Source organism: Micromonospora sp. WMMD737 (assembly GCF_049179055.1).
Taxonomy (GTDB): domain Bacteria; phylum Actinomycetota; class Actinomycetes; order Mycobacteriales; family Micromonosporaceae; genus Micromonospora; species Micromonospora reichwaldensis.
The window spans coordinates 7459397-7485762 of sequence record NZ_JBMHMH010000001.1 but is presented as its reverse complement, the minus strand read 5'-3'; the positions used below and the strand labels follow the sequence as shown (position 1 = coordinate 7485762).

At 72.3% G+C, this 26366-nt stretch carries 21 protein-coding genes, 1 tRNA gene and 1 pseudogene; 8 read left to right on the top strand and 15 right to left on the bottom strand.

The window, feature by feature from the left end; translation table 11 throughout:
• The 7 genes from ACN27A_RS33185 to ACN27A_RS33155 all read left to right on the top strand — a co-directional run.
• On the top strand, positions 1-1460 hold a 1460-nt coding region (locus ACN27A_RS33185; protein WP_421458328.1), incomplete at its 5' end, for a cell division protein FtsK.
• A 147-nt stretch (positions 1461-1607) separates the two neighbouring features.
• Positions 1608-1847 carry a hypothetical protein gene (locus ACN27A_RS33180; protein WP_421448728.1) on the top strand — a complete coding sequence of 80 codons (240 nt, stop codon included), beginning with the start codon at positions 1608-1610 and terminating at the stop codon, positions 1845-1847.
• On the top strand, positions 1844-2137 hold the full coding sequence (locus tag ACN27A_RS33175) for a hypothetical protein (protein ID WP_421448727.1): 294 nt from the start codon (positions 1844-1846) through the stop codon (positions 2135-2137). Before ACN27A_RS33180 ends, ACN27A_RS33175 begins: the two co-directional genes overlap by 4 nt.
• Before the next feature lie 179 nt (positions 2138-2316).
• Complete coding sequence (locus ACN27A_RS33170) at positions 2317-3276, top strand: bifunctional DNA primase/polymerase (protein ID WP_421448726.1); 960 nt, start codon at positions 2317-2319, stop codon at positions 3274-3276.
• Positions 3273-4832 carry a hypothetical protein gene (locus ACN27A_RS33165; protein WP_421448753.1) on the top strand — a complete coding sequence of 520 codons (1560 nt, stop codon included), beginning with the start codon at positions 3273-3275 and terminating at the stop codon, positions 4830-4832. Before ACN27A_RS33170 ends, ACN27A_RS33165 begins: the two co-directional genes overlap by 4 nt.
• Positions 4833-5342: 510 nt before the next feature.
• On the top strand, positions 5343-5549 hold the full coding sequence (locus ACN27A_RS33160; protein WP_350928780.1) for a helix-turn-helix transcriptional regulator: 207 nt from the start codon (positions 5343-5345) through the stop codon (positions 5547-5549).
• Positions 5549-6751: a tyrosine-type recombinase/integrase gene (locus ACN27A_RS33155; RefSeq protein WP_421448751.1), complete on the top strand. Its 1203-nt coding sequence runs from the start codon at positions 5549-5551 to the stop codon at positions 6749-6751. Before ACN27A_RS33160 ends, ACN27A_RS33155 begins: the two co-directional genes overlap by 1 nt.
• Positions 6752-6869: 118 nt before the next feature.
• Here the strand turns inward: ACN27A_RS33155 and ACN27A_RS33150 are convergent, their stop codons facing one another.
• The 10 genes and pseudogenes from ACN27A_RS33150 to ald form a co-directional block, all read right to left on the bottom strand.
• Complete coding sequence (locus tag ACN27A_RS33150) at positions 6870-8501, bottom strand: restriction endonuclease (protein ID WP_421448748.1); 1632 nt, start codon at positions 8499-8501, stop codon at positions 6870-6872.
• Positions 8502-8635: 134 nt separating this feature from the next.
• Positions 8636-8709 (bottom strand) — tRNA-Pro (locus tag ACN27A_RS33145).
• A gap of 197 nt (positions 8710-8906) precedes the next feature.
• A complete protein-coding gene (der, locus tag ACN27A_RS33140) occupies positions 8907-10310 on the bottom strand; it encodes a ribosome biogenesis GTPase Der (protein ID WP_132234404.1) in 1404 nt (467 codons plus the stop codon).
• Complete coding sequence (cmk, locus tag ACN27A_RS33135; protein ID WP_132234406.1) at positions 10307-10987, bottom strand: (d)CMP kinase; 681 nt, start codon at positions 10985-10987, stop codon at positions 10307-10309. The genes der and cmk overlap by 4 nt, the downstream gene beginning before the upstream one ends.
• Positions 10988-11144: 157 nt before the next feature.
• On the bottom strand, positions 11145-11915 hold the full coding sequence (locus tag ACN27A_RS33130; protein WP_421458327.1) for a pseudouridine synthase: 771 nt from the start codon (positions 11913-11915) through the stop codon (positions 11145-11147).
• Positions 11902-12942: an SMC-Scp complex subunit ScpB gene (gene scpB, locus ACN27A_RS33125; RefSeq protein ID WP_421458326.1), complete on the bottom strand. Its 1041-nt coding sequence runs from the start codon at positions 12940-12942 to the stop codon at positions 11902-11904. The genes ACN27A_RS33130 and scpB overlap by 14 nt, the downstream gene beginning before the upstream one ends.
• A 365-nt stretch (positions 12943-13307) precedes the next feature.
• Positions 13308-14315 (bottom strand): annotated as a pseudogene (locus tag ACN27A_RS33120) (segregation and condensation protein A); the annotation flags it as partial.
• Positions 14316-14368: 53 nt separating this feature from the next.
• Positions 14369-15292 carry a ParA family protein gene (locus ACN27A_RS33115; RefSeq protein WP_121397670.1) on the bottom strand — a complete coding sequence of 308 codons (924 nt, stop codon included), beginning with the start codon at positions 15290-15292 and terminating at the stop codon, positions 14369-14371.
• Positions 15293-15698: 406 nt separating this feature from the next.
• Entirely contained in the window at positions 15699-16691 is a 993-nt protein-coding gene (locus ACN27A_RS33110; RefSeq protein ID WP_421458738.1) for a site-specific tyrosine recombinase XerD, read from the bottom strand.
• A gap of 11 nt (positions 16692-16702) precedes the next feature.
• Positions 16703-17818 (bottom strand): alanine dehydrogenase, encoded by a 1116-nt coding sequence (gene ald / locus ACN27A_RS33105; protein ID WP_132234416.1) that lies wholly within the window; start codon positions 17816-17818, stop codon positions 16703-16705.
• A gap of 226 nt (positions 17819-18044) precedes the next feature.
• Here ald and ACN27A_RS33100 point away from each other — a divergent pair, with 226 nt between their 5' ends.
• The gene (locus ACN27A_RS33100) at positions 18045-18386 is read left to right on the top strand and encodes a TM2 domain-containing protein (protein ID WP_357580379.1); all 342 of its coding nucleotides are present in this window, start codon (positions 18045-18047) and stop codon (positions 18384-18386) included.
• A 64-nt stretch (positions 18387-18450) separates the two neighbouring features.
• On the opposite strand, the gene ACN27A_RS33095 is transcribed toward ACN27A_RS33100, so the two are convergent.
• From ACN27A_RS33095 to murJ, 5 genes are all read right to left on the bottom strand, one after another.
• Entirely contained in the window at positions 18451-19056 is a 606-nt protein-coding gene (locus tag ACN27A_RS33095; RefSeq protein ID WP_311413955.1) for an NUDIX hydrolase, read from the bottom strand.
• A gap of 100 nt (positions 19057-19156) precedes the next feature.
• Entirely contained in the window at positions 19157-20908 is a 1752-nt protein-coding gene (locus ACN27A_RS33090; RefSeq protein ID WP_421458325.1) for a CTP synthase, read from the bottom strand.
• Positions 20909-21059: 151 nt separating this feature from the next.
• Entirely contained in the window at positions 21060-23444 is a 2385-nt protein-coding gene (locus tag ACN27A_RS33085) for a hypothetical protein (RefSeq protein WP_421458324.1), read from the bottom strand.
• Positions 23444-24610, bottom strand: coding sequence for a glycosyltransferase family 4 protein (locus ACN27A_RS33080; protein WP_421458323.1), 1167 nt, complete (start codon positions 24608-24610; stop codon positions 23444-23446). Before ACN27A_RS33080 ends, ACN27A_RS33085 begins: the two co-directional genes overlap by 1 nt.
• Positions 24611-24665: 55 nt before the next feature.
• Positions 24666-26366, bottom strand: coding sequence for a murein biosynthesis integral membrane protein MurJ (gene murJ, locus ACN27A_RS33075; protein WP_421458322.1), 1701 nt, complete (start codon positions 26364-26366; stop codon positions 24666-24668).

Below are 26366 nucleotides of genomic sequence, written 5' to 3'. Positions count from 1 at the left end.
CCGTGCTCGGTATTTCCGGCATCACTCAGGCCATCGCCAAGCAGGGACAGCGCGCTATCGCGTTCACCGCGCCGATCGTGCGCGACGGGCCGGGGTGGCGGGCCGACATCGACCTGCCGCCCGGTGTGACGGCCGGGGACGTGATCGAGCGCCGGGACCGGCTCGCCGCCGGCCTCACCCGCCCTCTCGGCTGTGTGTGGCCGGAGGGACAGCCGGAGGTGCACCCGGGCCGGCTGCTGCTGTGGGTGGGCGATCAGGACATGGCCGCCACCCCGCCGAAGCCGTGGCCGCTGCTCAAGGCCACGGGCGGGTTCGACCTGGGCCGTCCGGTGCCGTTCGGCACCGACCCACGCGGCCGGGTCATCTCCTTCGAACTGCCGTACACGAACCTGCTCATCGGGTCGATTCCCGGCTACGGCAAGACCGCTGCCACGCAGGTGCCGATGCTCGCCGCCGCCCTCGACCCGTACGCGGAACTGTGGTGCTTCGACTTCAAGGGCACCGGCGGCCTCGACCCCCTGGAGAAGGTGTCCGCCCGGTACGCGTCGGGGCAGGACGACGACACCGCCGAGGAAGGGCTGTTGGCGTTGCGGGAGCTGCGCAAGGAGTGCCAGCGCCGCGCCGCCGTCATCAAGGGACTCCCGAAAGCGGTGTGCCCGGACAACAAGGTCACCCCCGAACTTGCCCGCCGCAAGAAGTTGGGCCTTCACTGGCTGGTCGTCGCCCTCGATGAGGTGCAGGAACTCTTCTCGCACCCGGAGTTCGGCAAGGAAGCCGGCGAACTGGCCGAGAAAATCATCAAGCTCGGTCGCGCCCTGGGCGTCATCCTCGTCGTCGCCACCCAACGGCCCGACGCCAAGAGCCTGCCCACCGGCGTCTCGGCGAACGCCGGTACGCGGTTCTGCCTGCGGGTCATGGGCCAGATCGAAAACGACATGATCCTGGGCACCTCGGCCTACAAGAACGGCATCCGGGCGACCATGTTCGCCAAGAAGGACAAGGGCGTCGGCTACCTCGTCGGCGCCGCCGACGACGCGCAGATCGTTCGCACCTTCTACGTCGACGGCCCCACCGCCGAGAAGATCACCGACCGGGCACGCGCCCTACGCGAAGCCGCCGGCACCCTTACCGGCCACGCCATCGGACAGACCCCGGCCACCCCGGCGGCACGCCGAGACACCCTGCTCGACGACATCCTCACCGTCGTCCCCGCGACCGAGCCGAAGGTATGGGCCGAGACGCTCACCGAGCGGCTCGCCGACCTCAACCGTGAGGCGTACGGGGAGCTGACCCGCGATCAGCTCACGGCAGCACTCAAGCCCTACGGCATCACCACCGGGCAGGTATGGGGCACCGACCCGGCCACCGGCAAGGGCGCCAACCGGCGCGGCATCGAACGGACCCACATCGCCGATGCGGTCGCGGAGCGTAATAAGCGGCGCGGCGACAAAGCCGCCTAACCCGGACAGCGTGCGGTCGCTAGGTCTAGCGGCACCCCCCGCTAGACCTAGCACCCCCGCTAGCAACCAATCCCAACCCTGGCCAGCGCCCTAGTTCCTAGCGGCGTCAGCCTTCCACACCCTCGAAACGGCCTGTGGAGGCATCCTGTGACCACCATCCTGCCGCTCGCTAGCCTCGCCGCCCTCGGTTACGCAACGTGGTATCTGATCCTGTGCGCGGCGTCGCCGTGGGGACGCTGCCGCCGCTGCCGTGGTGCGCGTTTTCACCGCACGAGCATCGGCACCCGTCGCGACTGCACCCGCTGCGACGGCACCGGCATCCGCGTACGCGCCGGCCGTCGGCTGCTCGACTACATCCGCGCCGAGTACCGCGACGGCCACCCGTGAACCGCCGCGCCGGGCACACCGACTGGTGCGGCAGGGACCACCGCTGCAACCTCGGCGAGCACCGCTCCGACGAAATCGTGGTCGACGTCGCCGGCCACGCCCGCGCCGTCCTCGTCAGGGTGCGTACCGCCACCGGCCGGGAGCACGCCGAGGTACGCGTCAGGGTCGCCCTCGCCCCCGGCGAACTGGCCGCCCGCCGCCAGTTGGTCGGGCTACTCGGTGACCTGCGCCAGGCCGTGACCCGGGCGGCCATTGCGGCCCGGCCTCGACCCGGGCGGGCCGGGCAGTGACCGGCGGGCGGTGCCGCCACTGGATCGGCACCGCCGCCCGCTACTGCCACACCACCCATGACGTCCGGCCCTGCCTGCAAGGCCCCCGCTGCCCGGCTCACACGCCCTCAGCGCTCGCGGGGCGGCCAGAGCCGCCCTCTACGCCCCTGTGTCCGCCATCGACCGAAGGAAGGGACCTCATGCCCGATCCTGGCCTGTTGGCCGCTGCTCTTGCCCACGCCGCGCGCGGATGGCACGTCTTCCCGCTGCGCCCCGACGACAAGCGACCCGCCTTCCCCGACCACACCGCCGACACCTGCACCCAGCTCGACCCGCGCTGCCACGCCGCCGGCCAACACCTCGGCTGGGAACCCCGCGCCACGACCGACCCGAACCGCATCCGGCGCGCATGGTCGACGCGCCCCTACGGCGTCGGTATCGCGTGCGGCCCGTCCGCGCTGGCGGTGGTCGACCTGGACGTGCCGAAGCGCCCCGACGACACCCCGCCCGCCGAATGGGCCGGGGCGCGTAACGGCCTGGACGTACTCACCACCCTCGCCGCCCGCCACGGCGGCAGCATCGACACCACATACACCGTCACCACCGGCCGGGGCGGAAGTCACCTGTACTACCGCCACCCGACCGGCGGCCCCGAGTTGCGCAACACGACCGGCGAGCGGGGCGGGTTGGGGTGGAAGGTCGACACCCGCGCGCACGGCGGCTACGTCGTCGCCGCCGGCAGCACCGTCGCCGGCCGCCCGTACACGGTGGCGCTGGACTGCGAACCGGCGCCGCTGCCCGCATGGCTGGCCGGGCTACTCACCCCCGCCCCAAGACCGGCCTACCGACCCGCCCCGGTGGCACTGCCGGCCGACCGGCACGGCCCCTACGTGGCAGCGGCGATCCGCCGCCAGGTCGCCCACCTCACCGCCGCCCCGGACGGGCAGCGCAACCACGCCCTGTTCACCTCCGCCGTCGCCCTCGGCCAGCTGGCCGCCGGCGGGGCGCTCACCGACGACGATGTGACCGCCGTTTTGGAACCGGCTGCGTTGTCGATCGGCCTGCGGCCCGCCGAGGTCGCTCGCACGATCGCGTCCGGCCTGCGCACCGGGGCACGTAACCCGCGAAGTCTCGCCACCATCGGAAGGGCGGCGGCATGACCACCCGCCTACAGATCGGCTCCGGGCCGGAGACCATCCGCGTGCTCAAGGCCGCGCTCGTCGACGGGTTGCTACCCGACACGTACGTGTCGGCCGGGTCGCTGGTCCACATGGAGGCCGTCTCCGGTGGCCTGGCCACCGCCGCTGACGAAGATTCGCCGCTGCCGGTGTCGGCGAGCATGGTCAACCCCGCCGGCCTGGCCGGGCTGCTCGCGGAACACGCCTACGTGTACCGGCTCAAGACCCGCAAGAGCGACACCGGCGACCCGGAGATGTTTGAAGACGAGGTGACCCCGCCCCGCGACATCCTGTCGTCGGTGCTGGCCGGCAAGACGTGGCCGGGCGTGCCGCCGCTGCGCGGGATCATCGGTGCCCCGGTGCTGCGCCGTGACGGCACCCTGTTGCAGCGGCCCGGCTACGACCCGGCGACTGGCCTCTACCTCGCGTCCAAGGTGGCGCTGCCGCCCGTGCCGGATGAGCCCACCGCCGAGCAGGTGGAGGAGGCGCGTACGTTCCTGCTCGGCCGGTTCCTGCGTGACTTCCCGTGGGCGTCCGCTGCCGATCGAGCGAACTACGTGGCGCTGCTGGCCACGCCGATCCTGCGGCACTTCACCCGCAGCCTGACGCCGTTCGCGCTCATCGACGCCACCATGCCGTCATCCGGGAAGACGATCCTCACCGCCGGGCCGGGAATGCTCTACGGCCAGCGCGTCATGACCTGGGCCTACTCCGACGAAGAACTCCGCAAAAGCATCACCGCGGTTCTCGCCGAGCAGGTCGGCGTGGTCATCTGGGACAACCTCGCCGAAGGCACCGTCATCGACTCCGCCGTGCTCGCCCAACTCGTCACCTCCGGCGTGTGGTCCGACCGACAGCTAGGGGCGTCGCGCAACGTCGCCACCGTCAACGACCGGCTATGGATGGCCACCGGCAACAACTTGCAAGTCGGCGGGGACATGGCGTCCCGCACGGTGCGGGTGCACCTCGACCCGAACATGCCCCGCCCCGAGCTGCGCGACCAACGAGGGTTCGGCATCCCCCACCTCGACCAGTGGATCACCGACCCCGCCAACCAACTCACCGTCCTGTGGCACCTCCTGGTCCTCGTGCTCGACTGGACGCGGCGAGGTGCGCCACGGGTGACGGGGTTGTCGATGCGGCAGTTCACGCCGTGGGCGCAAGCCCTCGGCGGGTTCCTCGCGCACCACGGCATCGACGGGTTCCTCACCAACGCCGCCGACATCCGTGAAATCGATGAAGACGAAACGCGCTGGCGCGCATTCCTCACCTGCTGGCACGACCGCCACGGCAGCCGTGCAATGACCGCCGCCGAACTCCGCCAAGACGCCGAACCCATGCACCTCGGCAGCGACGTCAACGACCCGTGGGACGGGCAGTTCATCACCACCCACAACGGCCGGCTACCCAACCCGCTGCAACTCGGCCGGCTGCTCACCGGGCAGGCCGGACGCTGGCGCGGCGATCACGTCATCCGAGCCGGCAAGAACGACCGCGGCGACCGGTCCGTGTTCTGGGTCGAACGCCACCAGGGGTGAAACCCGCTGAACCATCTCCGCATCTCCGCAACGCCGCACCAACCCCGCTCCACCAGGGGAAACACTCTGCGGAGATCAAAACCTAGAGGATCATCGATCTCCGCATCTCCGCAACCGACTGCGGAGATGACGGCCTCTTGCGGAGATGACCCCTCAACGGAACTCCGCATCTCCGCAAGCATTCGCCCAGCTCACAGCCATGTTTGCGGAGATGCGGAGATGCGGAGATGGTTCAGCCCTCCCGCGCAGCAACACACCAACCACCCGCCGCCCGCCGACGTAGGGCGGCCCGCTGAGAGCCACACAGACACTCCGGCGCATCCCTTCACCCCCGCCCGCCGCAGATCTTGGCTTCATGGCGCTCTCAGGGGGCCGCCCAGCGCGTCCCTACAGCCTGACCTTCCCAACCCTTTCTCGATGGCACCTCTCGCCCGAAAGGCGCTCACCGTGCGACTCGTGACGCAGAACTTCCCGCCAGAAACGCCCACCTCACCGGAGGTAGAGAACGTCATGCGGCTCTCGCCGAAGCCGTTCATGTCCACCGAGGAGCTTGCCGGACTGCTCGACGTCGACCCGTCGACCATCCGGCGGTGGCGTACTGTCCCGCCCTTGCAGGGTCCGCCGTTCATTCAGATTTCCGACCGCGTGGTGAAGTACGCGACGGCCGACGTAGAGCGATGGCTCTCCGCTCGCCGGGTCTATCCGAAGGCGGCATGATGGCCCCTCCGCAGCAGGCACCTATCGGCGTGCACCTCGCCTCCGATGTGGAGTTCCGTCCAGGCCGAGATCGTCCCTACCGGGCGCGCGTCCGATGGGTCGACCCAACCACAAAGCGCCGGCTGTCCAAGTCGACGACGGTCGCCACCCCCGAAGAGGCCCAAGCATGGATCGACAGGATGGCCAGTGCAGCGCAAGGCGGCGTCGACCCAGTCGCCGCGACAAAGCGACTGGCCGAATACGGCGAGGGCGTGATGACGCTGGCGCTACGTGGCCTGGAGCGGAAGACGCTAGATCCATACCTCGCCGGCTGGCGGAAACGGGTGGTGCCCGCCCTCGGTCACATCCCCGTACGAATGATCACGAACGGTGCCGTTGACCGGGCCGTGCACGGCTGGATTGCCGACGAGTGCAGCCGTTCCACGGTCAAGAATAGTCTTGCCGTGCTGGTCCGGGTGATGGAGCAGGGCGTACGGGACGGCATCATCCCACGCAATCCCGCACAGGTAACCGGTTGGCAGCGCGAATACCGGCAAGCAGAAGACGAGTTGGACGACCCGCGCACGCTCGCCCTGCCCGACTGGGAATCGCTGACCACGCTCGCCGCCGCGCTGGTGGAACGATCCGCCAACGCCTTTCCCGGATGGGGAGACGTCGTCATCTTCGCCGCCTGCACAGCGGCCAGAATCGGCGAGGTTTCCGGCGTCCGCGCCGAGGACATCGACCGGAAATTGTGGATGTGGACGGTACGCCGACAAACCACGCCCAGCCCCGGCGGCCTGGTCGACAAGGGCACCAAGGGGAAGCGCGCACGCGTGGTTCCGCTGATCGAGGAAGTGCGACCGATCGTCGCTCGCCGCCTGGACTCGGTCGCCGAGCCGCACTCCCGACTGTTCACCGGGCCGCGTGGTGGACGGATCAGCACCGCCGTGCTGCGGGACGCGACGCACTGGGACGAGGTGGTGACAAAGCTGGGCTACGAACATCTACGCCGGCACGACCTGCGGCACACCGGGCTGACCTGGATGGCTGACGCCGGGGTACCGGTGCACGTTTTACGGAAGATCGCCGGGCATGGGTCGCTCACCACGACCCAGAGGTATCTTCACCCGGACCGACAGACCATCACGGATGCCGGCACCGCACTAAGTGCCCATCTAAAGGCTCGCCACTCGGGTTACTCTGGACTACTCGCGATCTAACAGCGGCGTCTCTATCGTGCTGGAGCGGGTCAAAGTTTCCCGCTCCAGCACAGCCATACAGGGAGCCCACGACAAGACATTAAAAGGCCGTCTCCGCAGCCAGTATCGCAAGCGAAGCTTATCGAAGTTCGTAGGCCCGAATCAGGTGCGGCCGTTCACTGAGGAGAGCCTCCAAGCTGGCATCGTTCCAGACTTCAATAACTGGGCGCCCATTCCGCGCGTTATGCCGTTCAATCCAAGTCACAGCATCTGCTGTGAATCTGCCACTCGTAGCGATGACAAGCACATCGAACGGCGGATCTTGCCAATGCCCCAAACTCACTACCGCCTGGTTTGCATCCACATCGCGCACCGAAGTTGAAAGCCAATGCTTACACTGGATTGCAACCCTCTGCGAACTGTGACCGCTCAATGGGTCTTTACGTAGACGCACTGCGCTTATATCGCGACCGTGGTCCGGAGCGTTGGTATGCATCAGCCAATCAACGTTCTCATACCCTTCCGTTTCAACCACCAATTGAAAGATGAGTCGTTCAAAGGTTGCCGAGTCGATCTTCCCCCAAGAAAGCTCAAGCCCTGCTCGCCTAGGAGGAAGATCGACCGGCGAATAGGACATCGGATCGTCGAGCCTTAACGCTCTTGAAAAGAGAATATGCGACAAGGTGGACAGCGGCAGACGCGAGTCTCTGTGATAAACACTCACTTGCCAGCCTTGAGCGTAGGCTCGGTCCACTTCCCCCGAGATCCTCGTCACCGCGCTATTAGCAGCCTGCTTTGCGGGGACCCTCTCCCTTGCGAGGTAGGCAGCACTTTCCTTTGCGGCTCGCCAAATGAAGTAAAATACCTGACCGATGGAGAACCATTTAAGAGCGCGACGAAATACATCGTCCGTCTTCTGCCCCGGCGTGAAATCCAAGCCATGACGTTCAAGCATATGGACTAGGTAAGCTTTGCACTCAGCAACAGCCACGTCGACCCAGAACCTAGAGAACTGACCAATCCACCGATCGGGCCAAGCTTCACGAGACACGACTTCAGCGAAACTCTTTAGATATTTCTCGGCCCGGTCCTCAAGAGGACCACTACCCGGCAGGTAGTAAGAAACAAGTGCGGGATAGTGGGAGTCGCCTAGGGTGCCATCATCGTTCCAAACGAAGGCATCGCGCGATGAGGAAGGATGCAGCCGCAACAGCCCCGAATCGGTCAATGAACTAAGCAGGCTGAAGTCATAGTCGAAAGTTGGGGTCAAACGATCGGTACGCTTGGCTACTGGAATGGTGATCCCGCGCGAGGTTTCTTCAGCGTCTTCGAGAATCGCTGCCAGAGCAAATGCCACTGGCATATCAAGGTTCTCGGCACGAGGTGCCAACTCGCCCTCCACGACAGGAAAGCGTTCGAGGATGATCGCAGCAAAGGCAGCCTCCTCGCGCTGCCGCTGCTCTTCCCGCCTTCGCTGCTTCTCTTCGCTGCAACTCCGGCACGGAAGATTCGCGTTCCTGGCGCCTGTCGTCCACTGCGCCCGTGACCTGTAGACGAAGCCCTTACCACAGTGGTTGCAGCGACGTTCCAATGACACTGCATAGCATGCCTCGGAGACGATCTTGCTTATCTTGAAGGGTTCGTTAAATCGTTCAGCTAGGGCTTTGACGGTGTATAGGAACGCACCGTCCTCCCCCGTGGCCCAGTACATCGAGCAGAGTTCGGCAAGGTGTTCATGCTCTGAATGGAGCTTGACCTCGAACCCTGACACAAGCCCTCCTGACCCCGGAGCGACGCTCGATCAGGGGCATGGCGACCACTTTGGGTCCCCAAGTGGTCCCCAGCCACCAGAAGCAGGGCATCTCCGCTTCAGCGGAGATGCCACTGACCTGCTACTTCACACCGTCGGGACGGCCGGATTCGAACCGACGACCCCTTGACCCCCAGTCAAGTGCGCTACCAAGCTGCGCCACGTCCCGATGCTCTCGCGCGGATCTCCCCGCGACAGCCGGTACAGCTTAGCGCAGGATCTTCGCGCCGTCCGCACTGCCCCCTCCCGTGCCGGAACGCGTCGTGAAGCGCACATCCTCTACGGCATCCTAGGAGGATAGGGAAGTTGAGGGCAGCGAAAAAGCCGGGTGGGAGCCTGCTCCCACCCGGCTTTCGATCGGTCGGGTCAGCCGTGCGCCTTGCCCCGGCCGCCGGGGCCGAGCTTCTTGCGGGGGCGTACGGAGATCTCGATCGGGCTGCCCTCGTAGCCGAACTCCTCGCGCAGCTTGCGCTCGACGAACCGCTGGTAGCCGGCGTCCAGCGGAGCCGTGGTGAACAGCACGAAGCGCGGCGGCGCCACGCCCGCCTGGGTGGCGAAGAGGATCTTCGGTGCCCGACCGCCCCGCACCGGGTGCGGAGTCGCCTGCACCAGCGCGGTCAGCCACGAGTTGAGCTGCGCGGTCGGTACGCGCGTCTCCCAGCTGGCCAGGGCCTTGCGCAGCGCCGGCGCGAGCTTGTCGACCGCCCGGCCGGTCTGCGCCGACAGGTTGAGCCGGATCGCCCACGGGATGCGGCGCAGCTCGCGCTCGATCTCCTTGTCCAGGTAGTACCGGCGGTCGGCGTCGACCAGGTCCCACTTGTTGAAGGCGATCACCAGCGCCCGGCCGGCCTCGGTGACCATGGACAGGATGCGCTGGTCCTGCTCGCTGATGGGCTCACTGGAGTCCAGCAGCACCACGGCGACCTCGGCGGCCTCGATCGCCCCGGCGGTCCGCAGGCTGGCGTAGTACTCGGTGCCGCTGGCCTTGCCGACCCGCTTGCGCAGGCCCGCCGTGTCGACCAGTTGCCAGGTCTCCCCGCCGATCTCGACAAGGCTGTCGACCGGGTCCACGGTGGTGCCGGCGACCGAGTCGACGACCGCCCGCTCCTCGCCCGAGAAGCGGTTGAGCAGGCTGGACTTGCCGACGTTCGGCCGGCCGACGAGGGCCACCCGGCGCGGGCCGCGCGGGCGGTTCTCGACGATCTTCGGGGCCTCCGGCAGCGCGGCCATGATGGCGTCGAGCAGGTCGCCGGAACCACGTCCGTGCAGCGCCGACACCGGGTACGGCTCACCCAGGCCCAGCGACCACAGCGAGGTGGCCTCCATCTCGATGGCGGTGTTGTCGGCCTTGTTCGCGACCAGGATCACCGGCTTGGCGCTGCGGCGCAGCATCCGTACGGCCGCCTCGTCCACGTCCGTCGAGCCGACCATCGCGTCGACCACGAACAGCACCACGTCGGCCGTGACGACCGCCGTCTCGGCCTGCGCCGCGATCGCGGCGGCCCGGTCCTTGGCGTCGGGCTCCCAGCCGCCGGTGTCCACCACGGTGAACTGCCGGCCGGCCCACTGCGCGTCGTACGGCACCCGGTCCCGGGTGACCCCGGGGACGTCCTCGACGACCGCCTGACGACGGCCGATGATCCGGTTGACCAGGGTCGACTTGCCCACGTTGGGGCGGCCGACCACGGCCACTACCGGCTGCGGACCGGTCGGCTCCTCGGTGTCGACGTCCGGTTCCCGCAGCTCGATCCACCCGTCGGTGTCGGTCATGCCACTCCCCGATCGGTCAGCAGGTCGCGCAGGCGCCCGACGACCTCGTCGATGCCCAACTCGGTGGTGTCCAGCACCACGGCGTCGGCGGCCTGGGTCAGCGGGTCGGCCTTGCGCGTCGAGTCGAGCCGGTCCCGCCGGGCCAGGTCGGCCGCCGTCGCCGCCACGTCGGTGGCGTCTTCGGCGCTGCGTCGGGCGGCCCGGGCCGCCTCGGAGGCGGTGAGGTAGACCTTCAGGTCGGCGTCCGGGGCCACCACGGACCCGATGTCGCGACCCTCGACCACGATCCGGCCGGCATTGGTGATCATCTCCTGCTGCCGGGTGACCAGCAGCGCGCGCACCGCCGGCACGGCAGCCACGGCGGAGACCGCCCCGGTCACCTCCGGCCCACGGATCTCGGCGTCGACGTTCACGCCGTCGGCGGTCACGCCGTACCCCTGCGGGTCGGTGCCGATGCGCAGGTCCACCTCGCCGGCGACCTTGGCCACCGACTCGGCGTCGGTCAGGTCGACCCCCGAGCGCAGCACAGCCCAGGTGATGGCGCGGTACATGGCGCCGGTGTCGAGGTAGCGGGCACCGAGGCCGACGGCGAGCCGCCGGGAGACGGTGGACTTACCCGAACCGGACGGTCCGTCCACAGCGACCACACATCGCCCGGCCCGTTCGTTTTCCTCCACCGTCGTCCTCCTCAGCCCGTACCTCACGAAACACCGGATGTGTCGCGAGCGGTTGTCCAAACGTTCTCAATGATGCCCGGCGTCGCGCCGCCCGGTGGGCGCCGCCCGCGCCGGGCCGCCAGGGAGCCTACCGGCAGCCGTACCCCGAACTCGGGGGTCAGTCACCCACGGCCTTGAACAGGGCGGCGACCTCCGCGTTGGTCAGCCGCCGCGTCCGCCCCGCGCGCAGGTCGCCCAGCCGGATCGGCCCGATCGCGGTACGCACCAGCCGGCTCACCGGGTGGCCCACCTCGTCGAGCAGCCGGCGGACGATGTGCTTGCGCCCCTCGTGCAGGCTCAGCTCCACCTGGGCGGAACGTCCCAGCGTGTCCACCACCCGGAAGGAGTCGATCTTCACCGGGCCGTCCTCGAGTTCCACGCCGGCCATCAGCCGCTTGCCGAGGTTGCGCGGGATCGGCCCGGACACCTCGCACAGGTACGTCTTCTGCACCCCGTACGACGGGTGCATCAGCCGGTGCGCGAGGGTGCCGTCGTTGGTGAGCAGCAGCAGGCCCTCGCTGTCGGCGTCGAGCCGCCCGACGTGGTAGACCCGCTGCTCCACCCGGTTGCCGAGGAAGTCGGCGAGCGCCGTGCGGCCCTTCTCGTCGGCCATCGTGGAGACGACCCCGCGGGGCTTGTTCATGGCCAGGTAGACCAGTCGGGTGTCGGCGACGAGGCGCTCGCCGTCGACGTGGATCACGGCGGTGGCGGGGTCGACCTTGTCGCCGAGCTGGGCGACCCGGCCGTCGACGGTGACCCGGCGACGGAAGATCAGGTCTTCGCAGGCGCGCCGGGAACCCACGCCGGCGGCGGCCAGCACCTTCTGCAGGCGCTCGGCCCCCTCGAAGGCGGGCGCGTCGGGGCGGGGCGTGCGGTCATCGCGTGGCATCGGCAAGCTCTTCTACGTCGTCGGGAAGGAACGGGGCCAGCGGCGGGAGGTCGTCGACGCTGTTCAGCCCGAGCTTCTCCAGGAACATCGTGGTGGTCCGGTAGAGGAACGCCCCGCTGTCCGGTTCGGTGCCGCACTCCTCGACCAACCCGCGGGAGACCAGGGTACGGATCACCCCGTCGCAGTTGACACCCCGGATGGCGGAGATCCGCGACCGGGTCACTGGCTGCTTGTAGGCGACCACGGCCAGTGTCTCCAGCGCGGCCTGGGTCAGCCGCACGGACTGCCCGTCCAGTACGAACCGTTCCACGTAGGTGGCGTATTCCGGGCGGGTGTAGAGACGCCAGCCACCCGCGGCCCGGCGCAGCTCGAAGCCGTGTCCGGCGGCCGTGTAGCCCGCGGCGATCTCGTCCAGCACCGGCCCGATCCGCTCGGCGGGCTGCTCCAGCACCTGGGCGAGGACCAGCTCGCTGACCGGCTCGTCCACCACCAGCAGGATCGCCTCGAGCGCTCCGCGCAGCTCCGCGTCGTCGAGTTCCGGCGCCGGCTCGGGCACCGCCCGCCGCCGCCCCGCCGGCCCCTTCGCGGGTACGCCCCCCGCCGGTCCGCTTCCCGCCGGCCCGACTGCGGCCCCGCTCTCCCCCGCCGCTCCACTTCCCGCCGGCCCGACCGCAGCCCCGCTCTTCCCGGCCGACCCCGCCGACCCGACCGCCGATGCCGGTTCCTCGGGCGCAGCCGCCGGTGCCGCCGCCTCAAGCCCTGCCGCCGGTGCCGCCGCTTCAGTCCCTGCCGGGTCCCCGGGCTGGCCCCCGTTCGCGGTCGCCGCGCCCGAGCCCGCCCCCGCACCCGCCTCCGGTGCGGCGTCGGAGTCCTCGGAGATCTTGGTAGGTTCGGGCCCCTCCGGGGGCGCGGAAGTACCAAGATCTCCGGTGTCGGGGGCCGTGGCGGGGGTCGTGGGGCGCTGCCAGGGCGGCACCCAGGCGGCGGCCTGGTCGGCCAGGGAGTCCCGACGCTCGTCGCTGCTCATCCCGCTCGCTCCTCCGGCGTCGCCGCCCGGCTCCCGTCCGCCGCCACACCCGACGACGTCCCGCTCTCCACCACCGCCGCACCCGACGCCGATCCGCTGTCAGCCTCTGCCGATCCGGCGTCCGCCCCCGAACCGGCGTCCGTCGCCGATCCGCTGTCGACCACCGATCCAGTGTCCGCCGTCGCACCCGGTGCCAATCCCTTGTCGGCCACCCATCCGGTGTCCGTCGTCGCACCCGGCGGCGATCCTGCGTCCACCACGGCCGAACCCGCGTCCTCCGGCGCAGCTCCGGCGTCGACCTCGGCCAGCCCGGCGTCCGCCGCCGATGCGGTGTCGGCCGCCAGCGCACCTGCGACCGTGTCTGAGCCGCCCTCGTCCGCCGTGCCGTCCGGCACCGGCCGCCGCTCGGCCGACGCCGCCGGCAGCAGGCCGGAGCCGGCCGACTCGGGCGGGGTGCCGGCGTACTCGTCGACGTGCAGGTCGGGGCCGCCGTCGGCGGGACCCGTCCAGCGTACGGTCAGCTCCTCCAGGGCCTGCTCCTGGACGAAGGCGACCAGGCCCTCCCGGTAGAGCTCCAGCAGCGCCAGGAACCGGGCCACCACCTCCAGGGTGGCCTCGCAGTCGGCGCAGAGGAGCGAGAAGGTGGCCGTGCCGACCCGGCGCAGCCGCTCGGCGAGGATGCCCGCGTGCTCCCGGACGCTGACCCGGACCATGTGCACGTGGGCGATGGACACCTCGGGCACCGGCTTCGGCGTCATCGCCCTGATCGCCAGCTTCAGCAGCCGCTCCGGGCCGATGCCGAGCACCAGGTCGGGCAGCGCGTCGGCGTACCGGGCCTCCAGGGTGACCGCGCGGGGGTAGCGCCGGCCGCCGACCTCCTCCAGCGCGGCGATGTGCGCCGCCGCCTCCTTGTACGCCTTGTACTGCAACAGCCGGGCGAAGAGCAGGTCCCGCGCCTCCAGCAGCGCCAGGTCCTCCTCGTCCTCGACCTCGGCGGCGGGCAGCAGCCGGGCCGCCTTCAGATCGAGCAGGGTCGCGGCGATGAGCAGGAACTCGCTGGCCTCGTCCAGGTCCCACTGGTCGCCCATCGCGCGGATGTAGGCGATGAACTCGTCGGTGACCCGGTGCAGCGCCACCTCGGTCACGTCGAGCTTGTGCTTGCCGATCAACTGGAGCAGCAGGTCGAACGGGCCGGTGAAGTTCGCCAGCCGGACGGTGAACCCGCCGCTCTCCGCCGCCGCCTCGGGCACGCCGGCCGGATCCGCCGCCCCCGGCACGCCGGCCGGATCCGTCGGCACCTCGGCGACGGCCCCGGCGGCCCGTACGGGCGGCTGCTCCGGCGTCGTCGGAGGGTCGAGGGGTGGCGCGGTCACCGGGTGACCGTAGTCCACGCCCCGGCCGGCTCGGCGCGAAGGTGCACGCCGGCCTACCGCTCGGCCTGGGCGGCGATCACCTCGCGGGCCAGTTGGCGGTAGTTGCGGGCGCCGGACGAGGCCGGATCGAGCGTGGTGATCGGGGCACCGGCGACGGTGGACTCGGGGAACTTGACGGTCTTGGTGATCACCGTCTGGTAGACCTTGTCGCCGAAGGCCTCCACCACCCGCTGGAGCACCTGCCGGCAGTGGGTGGTGCGGCTGTCGTACATGGTGGCGAGGATGCCCTCGAGCTCCAGGTCGAAGTTGAGCCGCTCGCGCACCTTGTCGATGGTGTCCAGCAGCAGGGCCACCCCGCGCAGGCTGAAGAACTCGCACTCCAGCGGGATGAGCACGCCGTGCGCCACGGTCAGCGCGTTGATCGCCAGCAGGCCCAGCGAGGGCTGGCAGTCGATCAGGATGTAGTCGTACTCCTTGCGGACCGACCGGAGCACGCGGGCCAGGGCCATCTCCCGGGCGACCTCGTTGACCAGCTGGATCTCGGCCGCGGAGAGGTCGATGTTGGCCGGCAGCAGGTGCAGCCCCGCCACGTCGGTCTTGATCAGGACGTCCTCGGCGGTGACGTCGTCCTGCATGAGCAGGTTGTAGACCGACAGGTCGAGGTTGTGCGGGTTGACCCCCAGCCCGACCGAGAGGGCGCCCTGCGGGTCGAAGTCGACGAGCAGCACCTTGCGGCCGTACTCGGCCAGTGCGGCGCCCAGGTTGATGGTCGTGGTGGTCTTGCCCACACCACCCTTCTGGTTGGCCATCGCGATGATCCGGGCCGGGCCATGCCGGTCGGTCGGCATCGGCTCGGGAATCGGCTTACGCATCGTGTATGCCGCCGGATCCGCCGGACCGAGATCCGCCCCGAGCGTGGCCTGCTGCTCGCGGAGCTCCGACGTCCAGGTCTCGGCACGGTCACCGTTGCCAGCCATGTGCTCGTTGCCCCCTCCCGACGACCACCCGGCGTCGGAGCCGTCCGACGTCCTTCGCGGCGCCGCTGCGCACCCCGGTCTGCATCACCATCGCCCCAGGAGGTCCGCGCCGATGCCGACTGTACGCCACCGCCCGGCGGCCCGGTCGCACCCGCTCGGCGTGTCGCCGCCCCGCCGACCAGGCCAGCCACCGGCGGCGTCCTGCGCGCGCCGCCCCGGACACCGTCGCGCCGCCCCTGCCGGCCGGCGGCGATCACCCCTGGCAGGCCGCCCGGTCGGTCCCGCGCCTGGGCCGGGGCCGAGCGGCTGCCGGAGCCGGGGCCAGAGCCGGGGCAGAGGGCCGGAGCCAGAGCCGGGCGGGGCCGGGGCCAGAGCCGGGCGGGGCCGGGGCCAGAGCCGGGCGGGGTCAACCCCGCGCCCGGGGATGGGCCGTGGCGTACACCTCGCGCAGGCGCTCGACCGTGACCAGGGTGTAGACCTGGGTGGTGGTCACCGAGGCGTGGCCGAGCAGCTCCTGCACCACCCGTACGTCCGCGCCGCCGTCGAGCAGGTGGGTGGCGTAGGAGTGGCGCAGGGTATGCGGGGAGACCGCGTCCGGGCCGTCCACCGGCAGCCCGGCCCGCTGGGCGGCGCGACGCAGGATGGTCCACGCACCCTGCCGGGTCAGCGCGCCGCCGCGGGCGTTGAGGAAGACCGCCGGAGTGCCCCGGCCGGCGGCGGCGAGCCCGGGGCGGGCCCGCACCAGCCAGGCCCGCACCGCCTCGACGGCGTACCCCCCGACCGGGACGAGCCGGGTGCGGCCGCCCTTGCCGCGCAGCAGCACGGTGCCCTCGTCCACGTCCAGGTCGTCCACGGCGGCGCCGACCGCCTCGGAGATGCGCGCCCCGGTGCCGTACAGGAATTCCAGCAGCGCCCGGTCGCGCAGCGCGAGCGGCGCCTGGTCCCCGGCGGCGGTCAGCGACCCGGCGGTCTCCAGCAGCCGCACCACGGCGTCGGCCGGCAGCGCGCGGGGCAGCCGGCGCGGCGGCGTGGGCGGGCGGACGTCCCGGCTCGGGTCGGCGCCGGCCAGCCCCTCGCGCAGCGCGAACCGGTGCAGGCCGCGTACCGCGCTGGCCGCCCGCGCGGCGGAGGCGACCGCGAGCGGCGGATGCTCCCCGTCGCCGGCGCGCAGCCGGGCCAGGTGCGCCTCGACCTGCCCGGGGCCGACGGCGGCCAGGTCCGGCACGCCGGCCGCCGCCAGGGTGTCCAGGTAGCGCTCCAGGTCCCGCCGGTACGACGCGAGCGTGTTCGCCGACAGTCCCCGTTCGACGGTGAGGTGGTCGAGGTAGCCGCGGACGGCACGACGCAGGGCCGGCGCGGGCTCCACGCCCGCGCCGGCCCTGTCCGGTGTTCCGGTCAGCCCGCCACCTCTCAGGCCAGCGCGTCGGCCAGCGCGAGGGGCGCCATGCCGTGCGCCTCGGCGACCGGGCCGTAGGTGACCTGCCCGTCGTGGGTGTTCAGGCCCAGCGCCAGGGCCGGGTCGCGACGCAGCGCCTCGCGCCAGCCGTGGTTGGCCAGCTCCAGCGCGTACGGCAGGGTGACGTTGGTCAGCGCGTAGGTGCTGGTGTGCGGCACCGCGCCCGGCATGTTCGCCACGCAGTAGAAGATCGAGTCGTGCACCTGGTAGGTCGGCTCGGCGTGCGTGGTGGGACGCGAGTCCTCGAAGCAGCCGCCCTGGTCGATGGAGATGTCGACGAGCACGCTGCCCGGCTTCATCCGGGAGACCAGCTCGTTGGAGATCAGGGTCGGGGCCTTCGCGCCCGGCACCAGCACCGCGCCGATGACGAGGTCCGCGTCCAGCACGGCCCGCTCGATCTCGTACGCGTTGGAGGCGACCGTCTGCAGGTGGCCCCGGTAGATGGCGTCGGCCTGGCGCAGCCGGGCGACGTTCTTGTCCAGCAGCAGCACCTCGGCCTGCAGGCCGAGCGCGATCGCGGCGGCGTTCATGCCGGAGACGCCGGCGCCGATGACCACGGTCTTCGCGGCGTACACGCCGGAGACGCCGCCCATCAGGATGCCGCGCCCGCCGCCCTGCCGCTGGAGGTGGTAGGCGCCCACCTGCGGGGCGAGGCGACCGGCCACCTCGGACATCGGGGCGAGCAGCGGCAGCGACCGGTCGGGCAGCTCGACGGTCTCGTACGCGATGCCGGTGACCTTGCGGTCGACGAGCGCGTCGGTGCACGCCTTCGAGGCGGCCAGGTGCAGGTAGGTGAAGAGCACCTGCCCCTCGCGCATCCGGTGGTACTCCTCGGCGATCGGCTCCTTGACCTTGAGCACCAGCTCGGCGGTCTCCCACACCTCGTCGGCGGTGGCCAGGATCTTGGCACCGGCGGCGGCGAACTCGTCGTCGCCGATGCTGGACCCGACGCCGGCGCCGGACTCGACGAAGACCTGGTGACCGCTGCGGACGAACTCGTTGACGCCCGCCGGCGTGATCGCCACGCGGTACTCGTGGTTCTTGACCTCGCGGGGGATTCCGACCTTCACGATGCAGACACCTCTCTTCGGGGCTGCGCTCCCCCGACTGCGCGGTGCCACGACGGCCCCTTTGCCGCCGCGGTCCACCGGTCCCGCCGGCGGCAGTCTAGGCGCGTCGCCGCCCCCGATGAGGCAGCACAGTGACATCCGGTGCCCGCACCCGCTGACGATGTGTCAGGCGTGAACCGGGCCGGCGGTGGGACCCGCACCTCAGCCGTCAGGACAGTGTTCATCCATTATCGTCCCACTCTTCGGGTACCGCTGCGGACAGGAGAGCAGTGGATCACTAGGGTGTCGCCTCATGACCACACCTCCTTACCAGCCCGGCTACCCCAACCAGCCCGGGTACCCGTCGGGTGTCTCCGACAAGAGCAAGGTCGTCGCGGGCGTCCTGCAGATCGTGCTCGGCACCTTCGGCGTCGGCCGCTTCTACATGGGCGACACCAAGACCGGCGTCATCCAGCTCATCGTGTCCCTCGTGACGTGCGGCATCGGCGGCATCTGGGGCCTCGTCGACGGCGTCCTGATCCTGATCAACGGTGGCGTCGACGGGCAGGGCCGGCCGCTGCGCGACTGACCACCCGGAACGACGAAAGGGGCCGTGCGGACGTACCGCACGGCCCCTTCACGTTCTTCCCGGCTCAGCCCGGCAGGGGCGCGTCGGCCCGGCGCAGCGCCGACCAGCCGGTGTCGCGGGCCCGGGCGGCGGCGAGCAGCCCGGTCACGCAGGAGGCGTTGGTGATCTCGCCCGCGAGGACCATGCGGACCGCCTCGTCCAGGTCGATGCGGACGACCTGGAGGTCGGCCTCCTCCTCGCGACGCTCGTGCCGCTGCTCCGCCGGCACGTCGGCCAGGTCCCGGGCCAGGAAGACCCGGACCAGCTCGTTGGTGAAGCCCGGCGAGCTGTGCAGGTCCACCAGGACGTCGATCCGCCCGGCGGTGAGGTCGACCTCCTCGGCCAGCTCCCGGACCGCGGCGGCGGCCAGGTCCTCGCCGGAGACGTCGGTCAGCCCGGCCGGCAGCTCCCACAGGTGCCGCCCCACCGGGTGCCGGTACTGGCGGATCAGCACCACCTGGCCGGCGGAGTCGAGCGCCACCACGGCGACCGCGCCGACGTGCCGGACGAAGTCGCGGACCCCCGTCCCACCGCCCGGCATGGTCACCTCCTCGCTGACCACGTCGAAGATCCGGCCCCGGTAGCGCTCGGTGCGCGAGCGCACCTCGTAGCGGTGCTCGACGGCGCTCACGCCGCTGTCGGGCCCGGTGCCCCGCTCGCTCACGCCGCCGCCCCGCTTCGCGTGCCAGCGGCGCGAGACGCCGCGCAGCGATGCCCGATGGTTCGCTCGCTCACGAGGCCGACGTCGCCTTCGCGGCGGCGCCGCCGTTACGGGCGGCGTGCTGCGCCGCCGCGCTCTCGGCGGCCTCCAGGTCGACGGGGAGCTGGTCGGCCTCCGAGTAGGCCACCGCCGCCTTCACGAAGGAGGCGAACAGCGGGTGCGGCCGGGTCGGCCGGCTCTTCAGCTCCGGGTGCGCCTGGGTGGCCACGAAGAACGGGTGCAGGTCCCGGTCCAGCTCGATGAACTCGACCAGTCGCCCGTCGGGCGAGGTGCCGGAGATGTGCAGGCCCGCCCTGGTCAGCGCGTCGCGGTAGGCGTTGTTCACCTCGTACCGGTGCCGGTGCCGCTCGCTGACCTCGGTGCTGCCGTACGCCTCGGCGACCAGCGAGCCCTCGGCGAGCGCCGCCGGGTACGCGCCCAGCCGCATGGTGCCGCCCAGGTCGCCCCTGCCGGCCACGATGTCCTCCTGGTCGGCCATGGTGGCGATGACCGGGTGCGCGGCCTCCTCGTCGAACTCCAGCGAGTTGGCGCCCTCCAGGCCGGCCAGGTGCCGGGCCACGTCGATGGTCATGCACTGCAGGCCGAGGCAGAGGCCGAGCAGCGGAATGCCGTTCTCCCGGGCGTACCGGGCGGTGCCGATCTTGCCCTCGATGCCGCGCACCCCGAAGCCGCCGGGGATGACGATGCCGTCGACGCCGGCCAGGGCAGCCGCCGCGCCGGACGGGGTGACGCAGTCGTCGCTGGGCACCCAGCGCAGCTGCACCCGGGACCGGTGGCCGAAGCCGGCGGCCCGGATCGCCTCGCTGACCGACAGGTACGCGTCGGGCAGGTCGACGTACTTGCCGACCACGGCGACGGTGACGGTGTGCCGGGGCTGGTGCACCCGGTCCAGCAGGTCGTCCCAGCTGGCCCAGTCGACGTCGCGGAAGGAGAGGCCGAGCCGGCGCACCACGTACGCGTCGAGGCCCTCGCGGTGCAGCACCTTCGGGATGTCGTAGATGCTCGGCGCGTCCGGGGCGGCGGTGACGGCCTCGCGGTCGACGTCGCAGTAGAGCGACAGCTTCTGCTTGACCTTGTCGGGGATCTCCCGGTCGCAGCGCAGCACCAGCGCGTCGGGCTGGATGCCGATGCTGCGCAGCTGGGCCACCGAGTGCTGGGTCGGCTTCGTCTTCAGCTCGCCCGACGGCGCCAGGTACGGCACCAGCGAGACGTGCAGGTAGAAGCAGTTGTCGCGGCCCAGGTCGTGGCGGACCTGGCGGATCGACTCCAGGAACGGCAGCGACTCGATGTCGCCGACGGTGCCGCCGACCTCGGTGATCACCACGTCCGGCACCTGGCCGTCGTCGTCCGGGTCGGCCATCGCCAGGATCCGCGACTTGATCTCGTTGGTGATGTGCGGGATGACCTGGACGGTGTCGCCCAGGTACTCGCCGCGCCGCTCCTTGGCGATCACCTCCGAGTAGATCTGGCCGGTGGTGACGTTCGCCTTGCCGGAGAGCGCCCGGTCCAGGAACCGCTCGTAGTGCCCGACGTCGAGGTCGGTCTCGGCGCCGTCCTCGGTGACGAAGACCTCGCCGTGCTGGAACGGGTTCATCGTCCCCGGGTCGACGTTGAGGTAGGGGTCGAGCTTCTGCATGACCACGCGCAGGCCGCGCGCGGTGAGCAGGTTGCCGAGGCTGGAGGCGGTGAGGCCCTTACCCAGCGAGGAGGCGACTCCCCCGGTGACGAAAATGTGCCTGGTCGTCCGTGCTGAAGGGGCCAAGGCCTGCTCCCGTGTCGTCCGTCGCGGTCGTGCAGACCGCCGTGCCGATCAGCCAAGTGATCACGCGATCCACGGGATTCCACGGTAACACCTCTCCCGGCCCACCCGCCGGGCGCACCCGGAGCGGGCTGCGGGACGTCCCGCCCACGCCTCAGCCGGCGGTGACCTCGGTCGATGCCAGGCCGGCCGGCGCGCGCTGCCCCGCGCCGGTTGCGGCCGTCGGCCCGGCCGCCCCGGTCGCCGGGCCCGGGGCGCGCGGAGCCGGGGGCGCCGCCGTGGCCGGTCCCGCACCCGGATCCGGGGTACGGGCGGCGCCCGGCCCCGCGCCGGTCGGTGCCGGCCGGTCCGGGCCGGCGTCGTCCGGTCCCCCGCCGCTGTCCCCGCCCGAGCCGTCGCCCGTACCGCCGGGCCCCTCGTCGCTCGGGCGGCCCGCGTCGGGCAGCGTACGGTCGGTCGAGTGGTCGAGCACCCGCAGCGCGGCCAGCGCCGCCATCGGCACCACCAGGGCGGCGGCCGCGCCGGCCACGTCCAGGGCGTCGCCGCCCAGCACCCCGCCGATCACCGCGGCGACGGCGGTGCCGGCCATCGCCGCCCGCATCGCCGGGTAGATGCCGAACAGCCGCATCAGCCCGCCCCACGGCTGGAGCAGGGCGAACCAGACCAGCAGGGCGCCGGCCAGGGCCAGCACCGTCAGCGGACTGTTGACCAGGGTATCGAAGTTGGCCGTGCTGGAGCGGTGCACGGTGAGCCCGCCGGTGCCGTCACCGACGGCGGCCAGGAACCGGCCGAGGCTGCCCCGCTCGGCGGCGGGCCGGCGCAGGTCGAGCACCGCGAAGCCGATCGTCAGTGCGAGCCCGGCCATGGTGGCCCAGGCCAGCCTGCTGATCGTCAGCCAGCCGCCGGCGCTGATCGCCGCGGCGACGCTCAGCCCGGCGGTCAGCGCGATCGCGCCGATCGGGTCGGCCCCCAGGTACGGGCTGCCGACGACCAGCACGGCGGCGCCGCCGACGGCCACCATCACGGGTGGCCGCCAGGACCGGCGGACCCGCTGGGCCAGCCACCCCGCGCTCAGCAGGGAGCCGGCCAGGAACACCCCGAGCCCGACGGTGCCCAGCCCGGCGTACCGGCCGCCCTCCAGGGCGGAGTAGCCGACCACCCCGTTGAGCTGGAGCCGGGCGCCGGTGAGCACGTCCAGCCCCACGGCCAGCGTGGTCAGGCCGGCCACCGCACCGAGCGGACCGAGCGTGCTCGCGTGCCCGGGCGCGAGCCGCACCACGGCGGTCGCGGCGACCAGCAGCAGCACGGTCACCCCGGCGAAGTAGACCCCCGCGTGCTCCCCGCGCCACCAGGGCACGGCGTCGGCCAGCAGCGCGGCCGGGACGGCGAGGGCCGCCGCGACCAGCAGCAGCTCCACGACCGCCACCACCCGCCGCGAGACCGGCTCCGGGCCGTACGGGCCGGCGTGCCGGCGGGCCCGGCGCAGCAGCGGCAGCACCGCCACGGCCAGCAGCACCTGGGCGCCGGCCAGCAGGGTGAAGAACCAGTCGGCCACCCGGCGCTGGGCGGCCGCCTCCCGGTCGGCGTCCGCCGGCGCGGCGATCGCGGCGGCGAGGTCCGCCGGCCGCCCGCCGACCGACTCGGCGGGTCGGCCGAGGAAGAGCCGGTCGGGGATCGGCCGGCCCAGCGCGGTGAGCGCGGTCGGCGCGAGGTCGACCAGTTGCAGGTAGCCCTCGCGGCCGGTGCTGGCCGAGGTGAGCCACCCGCCTTCCCAGCCCGGCCCGTCGGCGACGGCGACGTGCAGCCGGGACGGGGCGTCGGTGTCGGAGACCCCGGCGACGAGCACCAGCGAGCGGGGCGGCCGGGCGGCCAGCACCCGGGCCAGGCGGGCGTCCGCCTCCCTCGCGACCGCGGCCCGGGCCGCCGGGTCCTCGCCGGTGACCGTGCCGAGGTCGACGATGCTCAGCACGCAGGAGCCGAGCAGGCCCGCCGGGTCCGCCGGGAGCGCCGGCGCGTACCGGTCGACGCGGCCGAACGGTCGGGCGGCGGCCACGGCCGCGCCGGGTCCGACCGCGACCGAGCAGCGCACCGACTCCGCCAGCGCGCCGGGCACCGTGCCCCAGGGCAGCCGCTCCTGGTTGTGCAGGACGACGCTCTCCTGGTCGGGCAGGTTCGCGCCGATGCCGTCGGGCTGCTCGACCGTCACCTGGGCCGGTGGACAGCCCCCGGCCTGCCGGCTGCCGTTCCAGGCGGCGTAGCTGCCGGCGCCGAGGGTCAGCCAGCCGTCCACCGGGCAGGTCGGGCGGTGCGCGGAACGGACCGACAGGGAGCCGATCGAGCCGTCCTGGGCCATCCGCCACAACGTCGGCGTGGTCTGCGGGTCGACGTCCTCCCAGCGCAGCCCGGCGACCCCGACCAGCACCACGAAGTCGGCGGTGCGCCCGGGCGACGCCGCCCGTTCGGGGCGGGCGGTCAGCGCGGTGATGCCCAGCGCCACCACGACCAGGGTCAGCAGGATCGGGGCGATTCTGCGCCGCATCACCGGCGTCCCGTCGACGGGGCGTCGGCGCCGGGAGCGGCCGGTCCGGCGCCGTGCGGGGCCAGCTCGGCGTAGAGCGCCGCCAGCTGGGCCAGGGTGTCCGCCTCGGTGGGCCAGGAGGCGGCCCGGGCGGCGCCGCGCCGCCCCAGCTCGGCCCGCCCGGCCTCGTCGTCGAGCAGGGCGCGCACGGCCGCGTCGACGGCGTCCACGTCCGCCGGCGGCACCAGCACCGCGGCATCGCCGACCAGCTCGGGCAGGCCGCCGACCGCCGTCGCCACCAGTGGTACGCCGGCCCGCATCGCCTCCTGCGCGAAGAGCTGACGGGCCTCCCAGTCGCTGGTCACCAGCGCCAGGTCGGCCCCGGCCAGCAGGTCGGCCACGTCGGTGCGGTGCCCGAGCAGGGTCACCGGGGCCCGGGCGGCGGAGATCCGGGCGGCCAGCGGCAGGTAGGCGGGGCCACTGCCGGCGATCACCACGACCGGCGCCGGTGTCCGGGTACGCCACCGGGCGGCGGCGTCGATCAGCACGTCGTACCGCTTCTGCGGGTGCAGCCGGCCCACGGAGAGGATCAGCGGCCGGTCCTGGCCGACGCCGAACTCGGCGCGGACGGCGGCCCGGCGGCGGCGCGGCGCGGGCAGTGCCGGCGCGGCGACCGGGGCGAGCCGGGCGTCCGCCGCGCCCAGCGCGGCGGCCCGCTCGACCAGGTCGGTGGAGGCGCCGAGCGCCACCCGGGCGCCCCGGGCGACGACCCGCTCGACGAGGCGCGACACGCCTCCGCGCAGGCCGCCGGCGAGCACCGCGTTGTGCCAGGTGACCACGAGCGGGGCGGCGGGCCGGGCGAGTACGGCGACGAGCCCGGCGCGCAGGCCGTGGGCGTGCAGCACGTCGACCGGTTCGGCGGCGAGGGCCCGGCGCAGCGCGGTGACCGCGCGGGCGTCGGCCGGGGTCGGGCTGGCCGGGATCTCCACCGGCAGGAACCGGGCGCCGACGCCCGTGAAGTCGAACTGCTCCTGCGTCGCGGCGGGGCCGCAGACCAGCACGGAGGCGCCCGCGGCGGTCAGCCCCTCGGCCAGCGACCGGACGTGCTGCCCGACGCCGCCGGTGCTGGAGGCGAGCAGCAGGGCCACCGTGCCGCGCCAGCCGGGAGACGGTGCCGGCTGCGTCACCGCGCCCACCCCCGTTCGTCGGTAGTCGTCGGCCGGTCACCCGTCCTGCACCCGCTCACCGGGACACCGTCTCCTTCCCGCCACCCCGTTCCGGGGGGATGTCGCCCTCGCCCGTCCCATCGGCGGGGGCCGCCGGCCCACGCCGGCCCGCCCTGCCCAGCCGCCGGAGCACCCCGGCGAGCATCGGCGACACGTCCCGCCGGTCGACCAGCCAGACGACGGCGAGGAACACGACGCCGACCAGGGCTCCGGACAGCATGCCCTGCACGAGTGCGCCCGGTGTCGTCGGGGTGCCGCCGGCGGCCGCGTCGAGCCAGCGGGCGAGGGCCGTTCCGGCGAGCGCGGCAAGGGCGCCGGCGAGCAGTCCGGCGGCGCCGGCCCGGCCCGCTCCGGCGAGCGCGGGGCGCCCGGCCGAGCGCCACACCGCGACGAGCAGCAGCCCGCCGAGCAGCACCATCCCGGCCGAGTTGGCCAGGGCGACCGCGAGCACCCGGTCCGTCACCGGCAGGAGGACCGCCAGCGGCACCGCCACCACCGGCACGGCCAACCAGCCAGCGGTGATCGCGAAGGTCGCGGGGCGGGTGTCGCCCCGTGCGTAGAGGGCGCGGGAGAGCACCGCGAAGAGGCCGTAGCCGAGCAGCCCGGGGGCGAAGCCGACGATGGCCGCGGCGGTGGAGGCCGGGTCGCCCGGGTAGAAGAACGCGGCGACCGGCGCGGCCGTGCCGACCAGTGCCGCCGCGCCGAGGCAGCTGAACAGCAGCACCCCACGCACGGTCGAGGAGAGCGTGCGCCGGTACTCCTCGTTCCGCCCCGCCGCGGCGGCGGTCGCCAGCGTCGGGTACGCCGCCACCGCGAGGGGGACCGCCAGCACCGCCCAGGGCAGCAGGTACATGGTCTGGGCCAGGTTGAACACCTGCGGCGAACCGGTCGGGCCGCCGGAGACCCGGTTGAGCAACACCAGTAGCGCGAGCTGCTGCGCGGTGACGGTGACCGCCCCCGCCATCGCCAGCCCGCCCACCCGCGCCCGGGCGTCGGGCGGGAACGCGTACCCGGGGCGTGGCCGCAGGCGCAACCGGCGCAGCGGGATCAGCAGGGACAGCGACAGCACCACGACGCCGAGCGTGGTGCCGGCCGACAGGAGCAGCTCGCCTCCACCGCTCACCTGCGCCACGCCGACGCTTCGTCCCTCGGTCCCGGCGAAGGCGAGGTACACGACGATCACGGTGAGGCTGGACAGCAGCGGCGCGATCACCGGCCAGGCGAAGCGGCGGTGCGCCTGGAGCACCCCGGTGAGCACGATGCCGACGCCGTAGAGCGGCAGCTGCGGGGCGAAGACCCGCAGCATCCGCGCCCCGGCCGCCAGCTCGGCCTCGGAGCGCCCCTCGCTGAGCAGCGACACGATCGGGCCGGCCGCCACCGCGACCAGGACGGCCAGCGGCACCAGCAGGGTGACCGTCCAGGTGAGCAGGGCCCCGGTGGTGGCGGACACCGCGCGCCGGTCACCGTCCGCGACCGGCCCGGCCAGCAGCGGTACGACCAGGCTCGCCAACGCGCCACCGGCCACGATCTCGAAGATGATGTTCGGCGCGGTGTTGGCGATGACGTACATGCCGCCGAGATCGCTCTTCTGCACGACCCAGGTGAAGACGGCGGTACGGCCGAAGCCGGCGAGCCGGCTGAGGACGGTGAGTACGGCGATGAGCGCGGCCGCTCCGGCGACACGGCCGGCGCCGGCGAGGGGTGCCGGGGTCGTCAC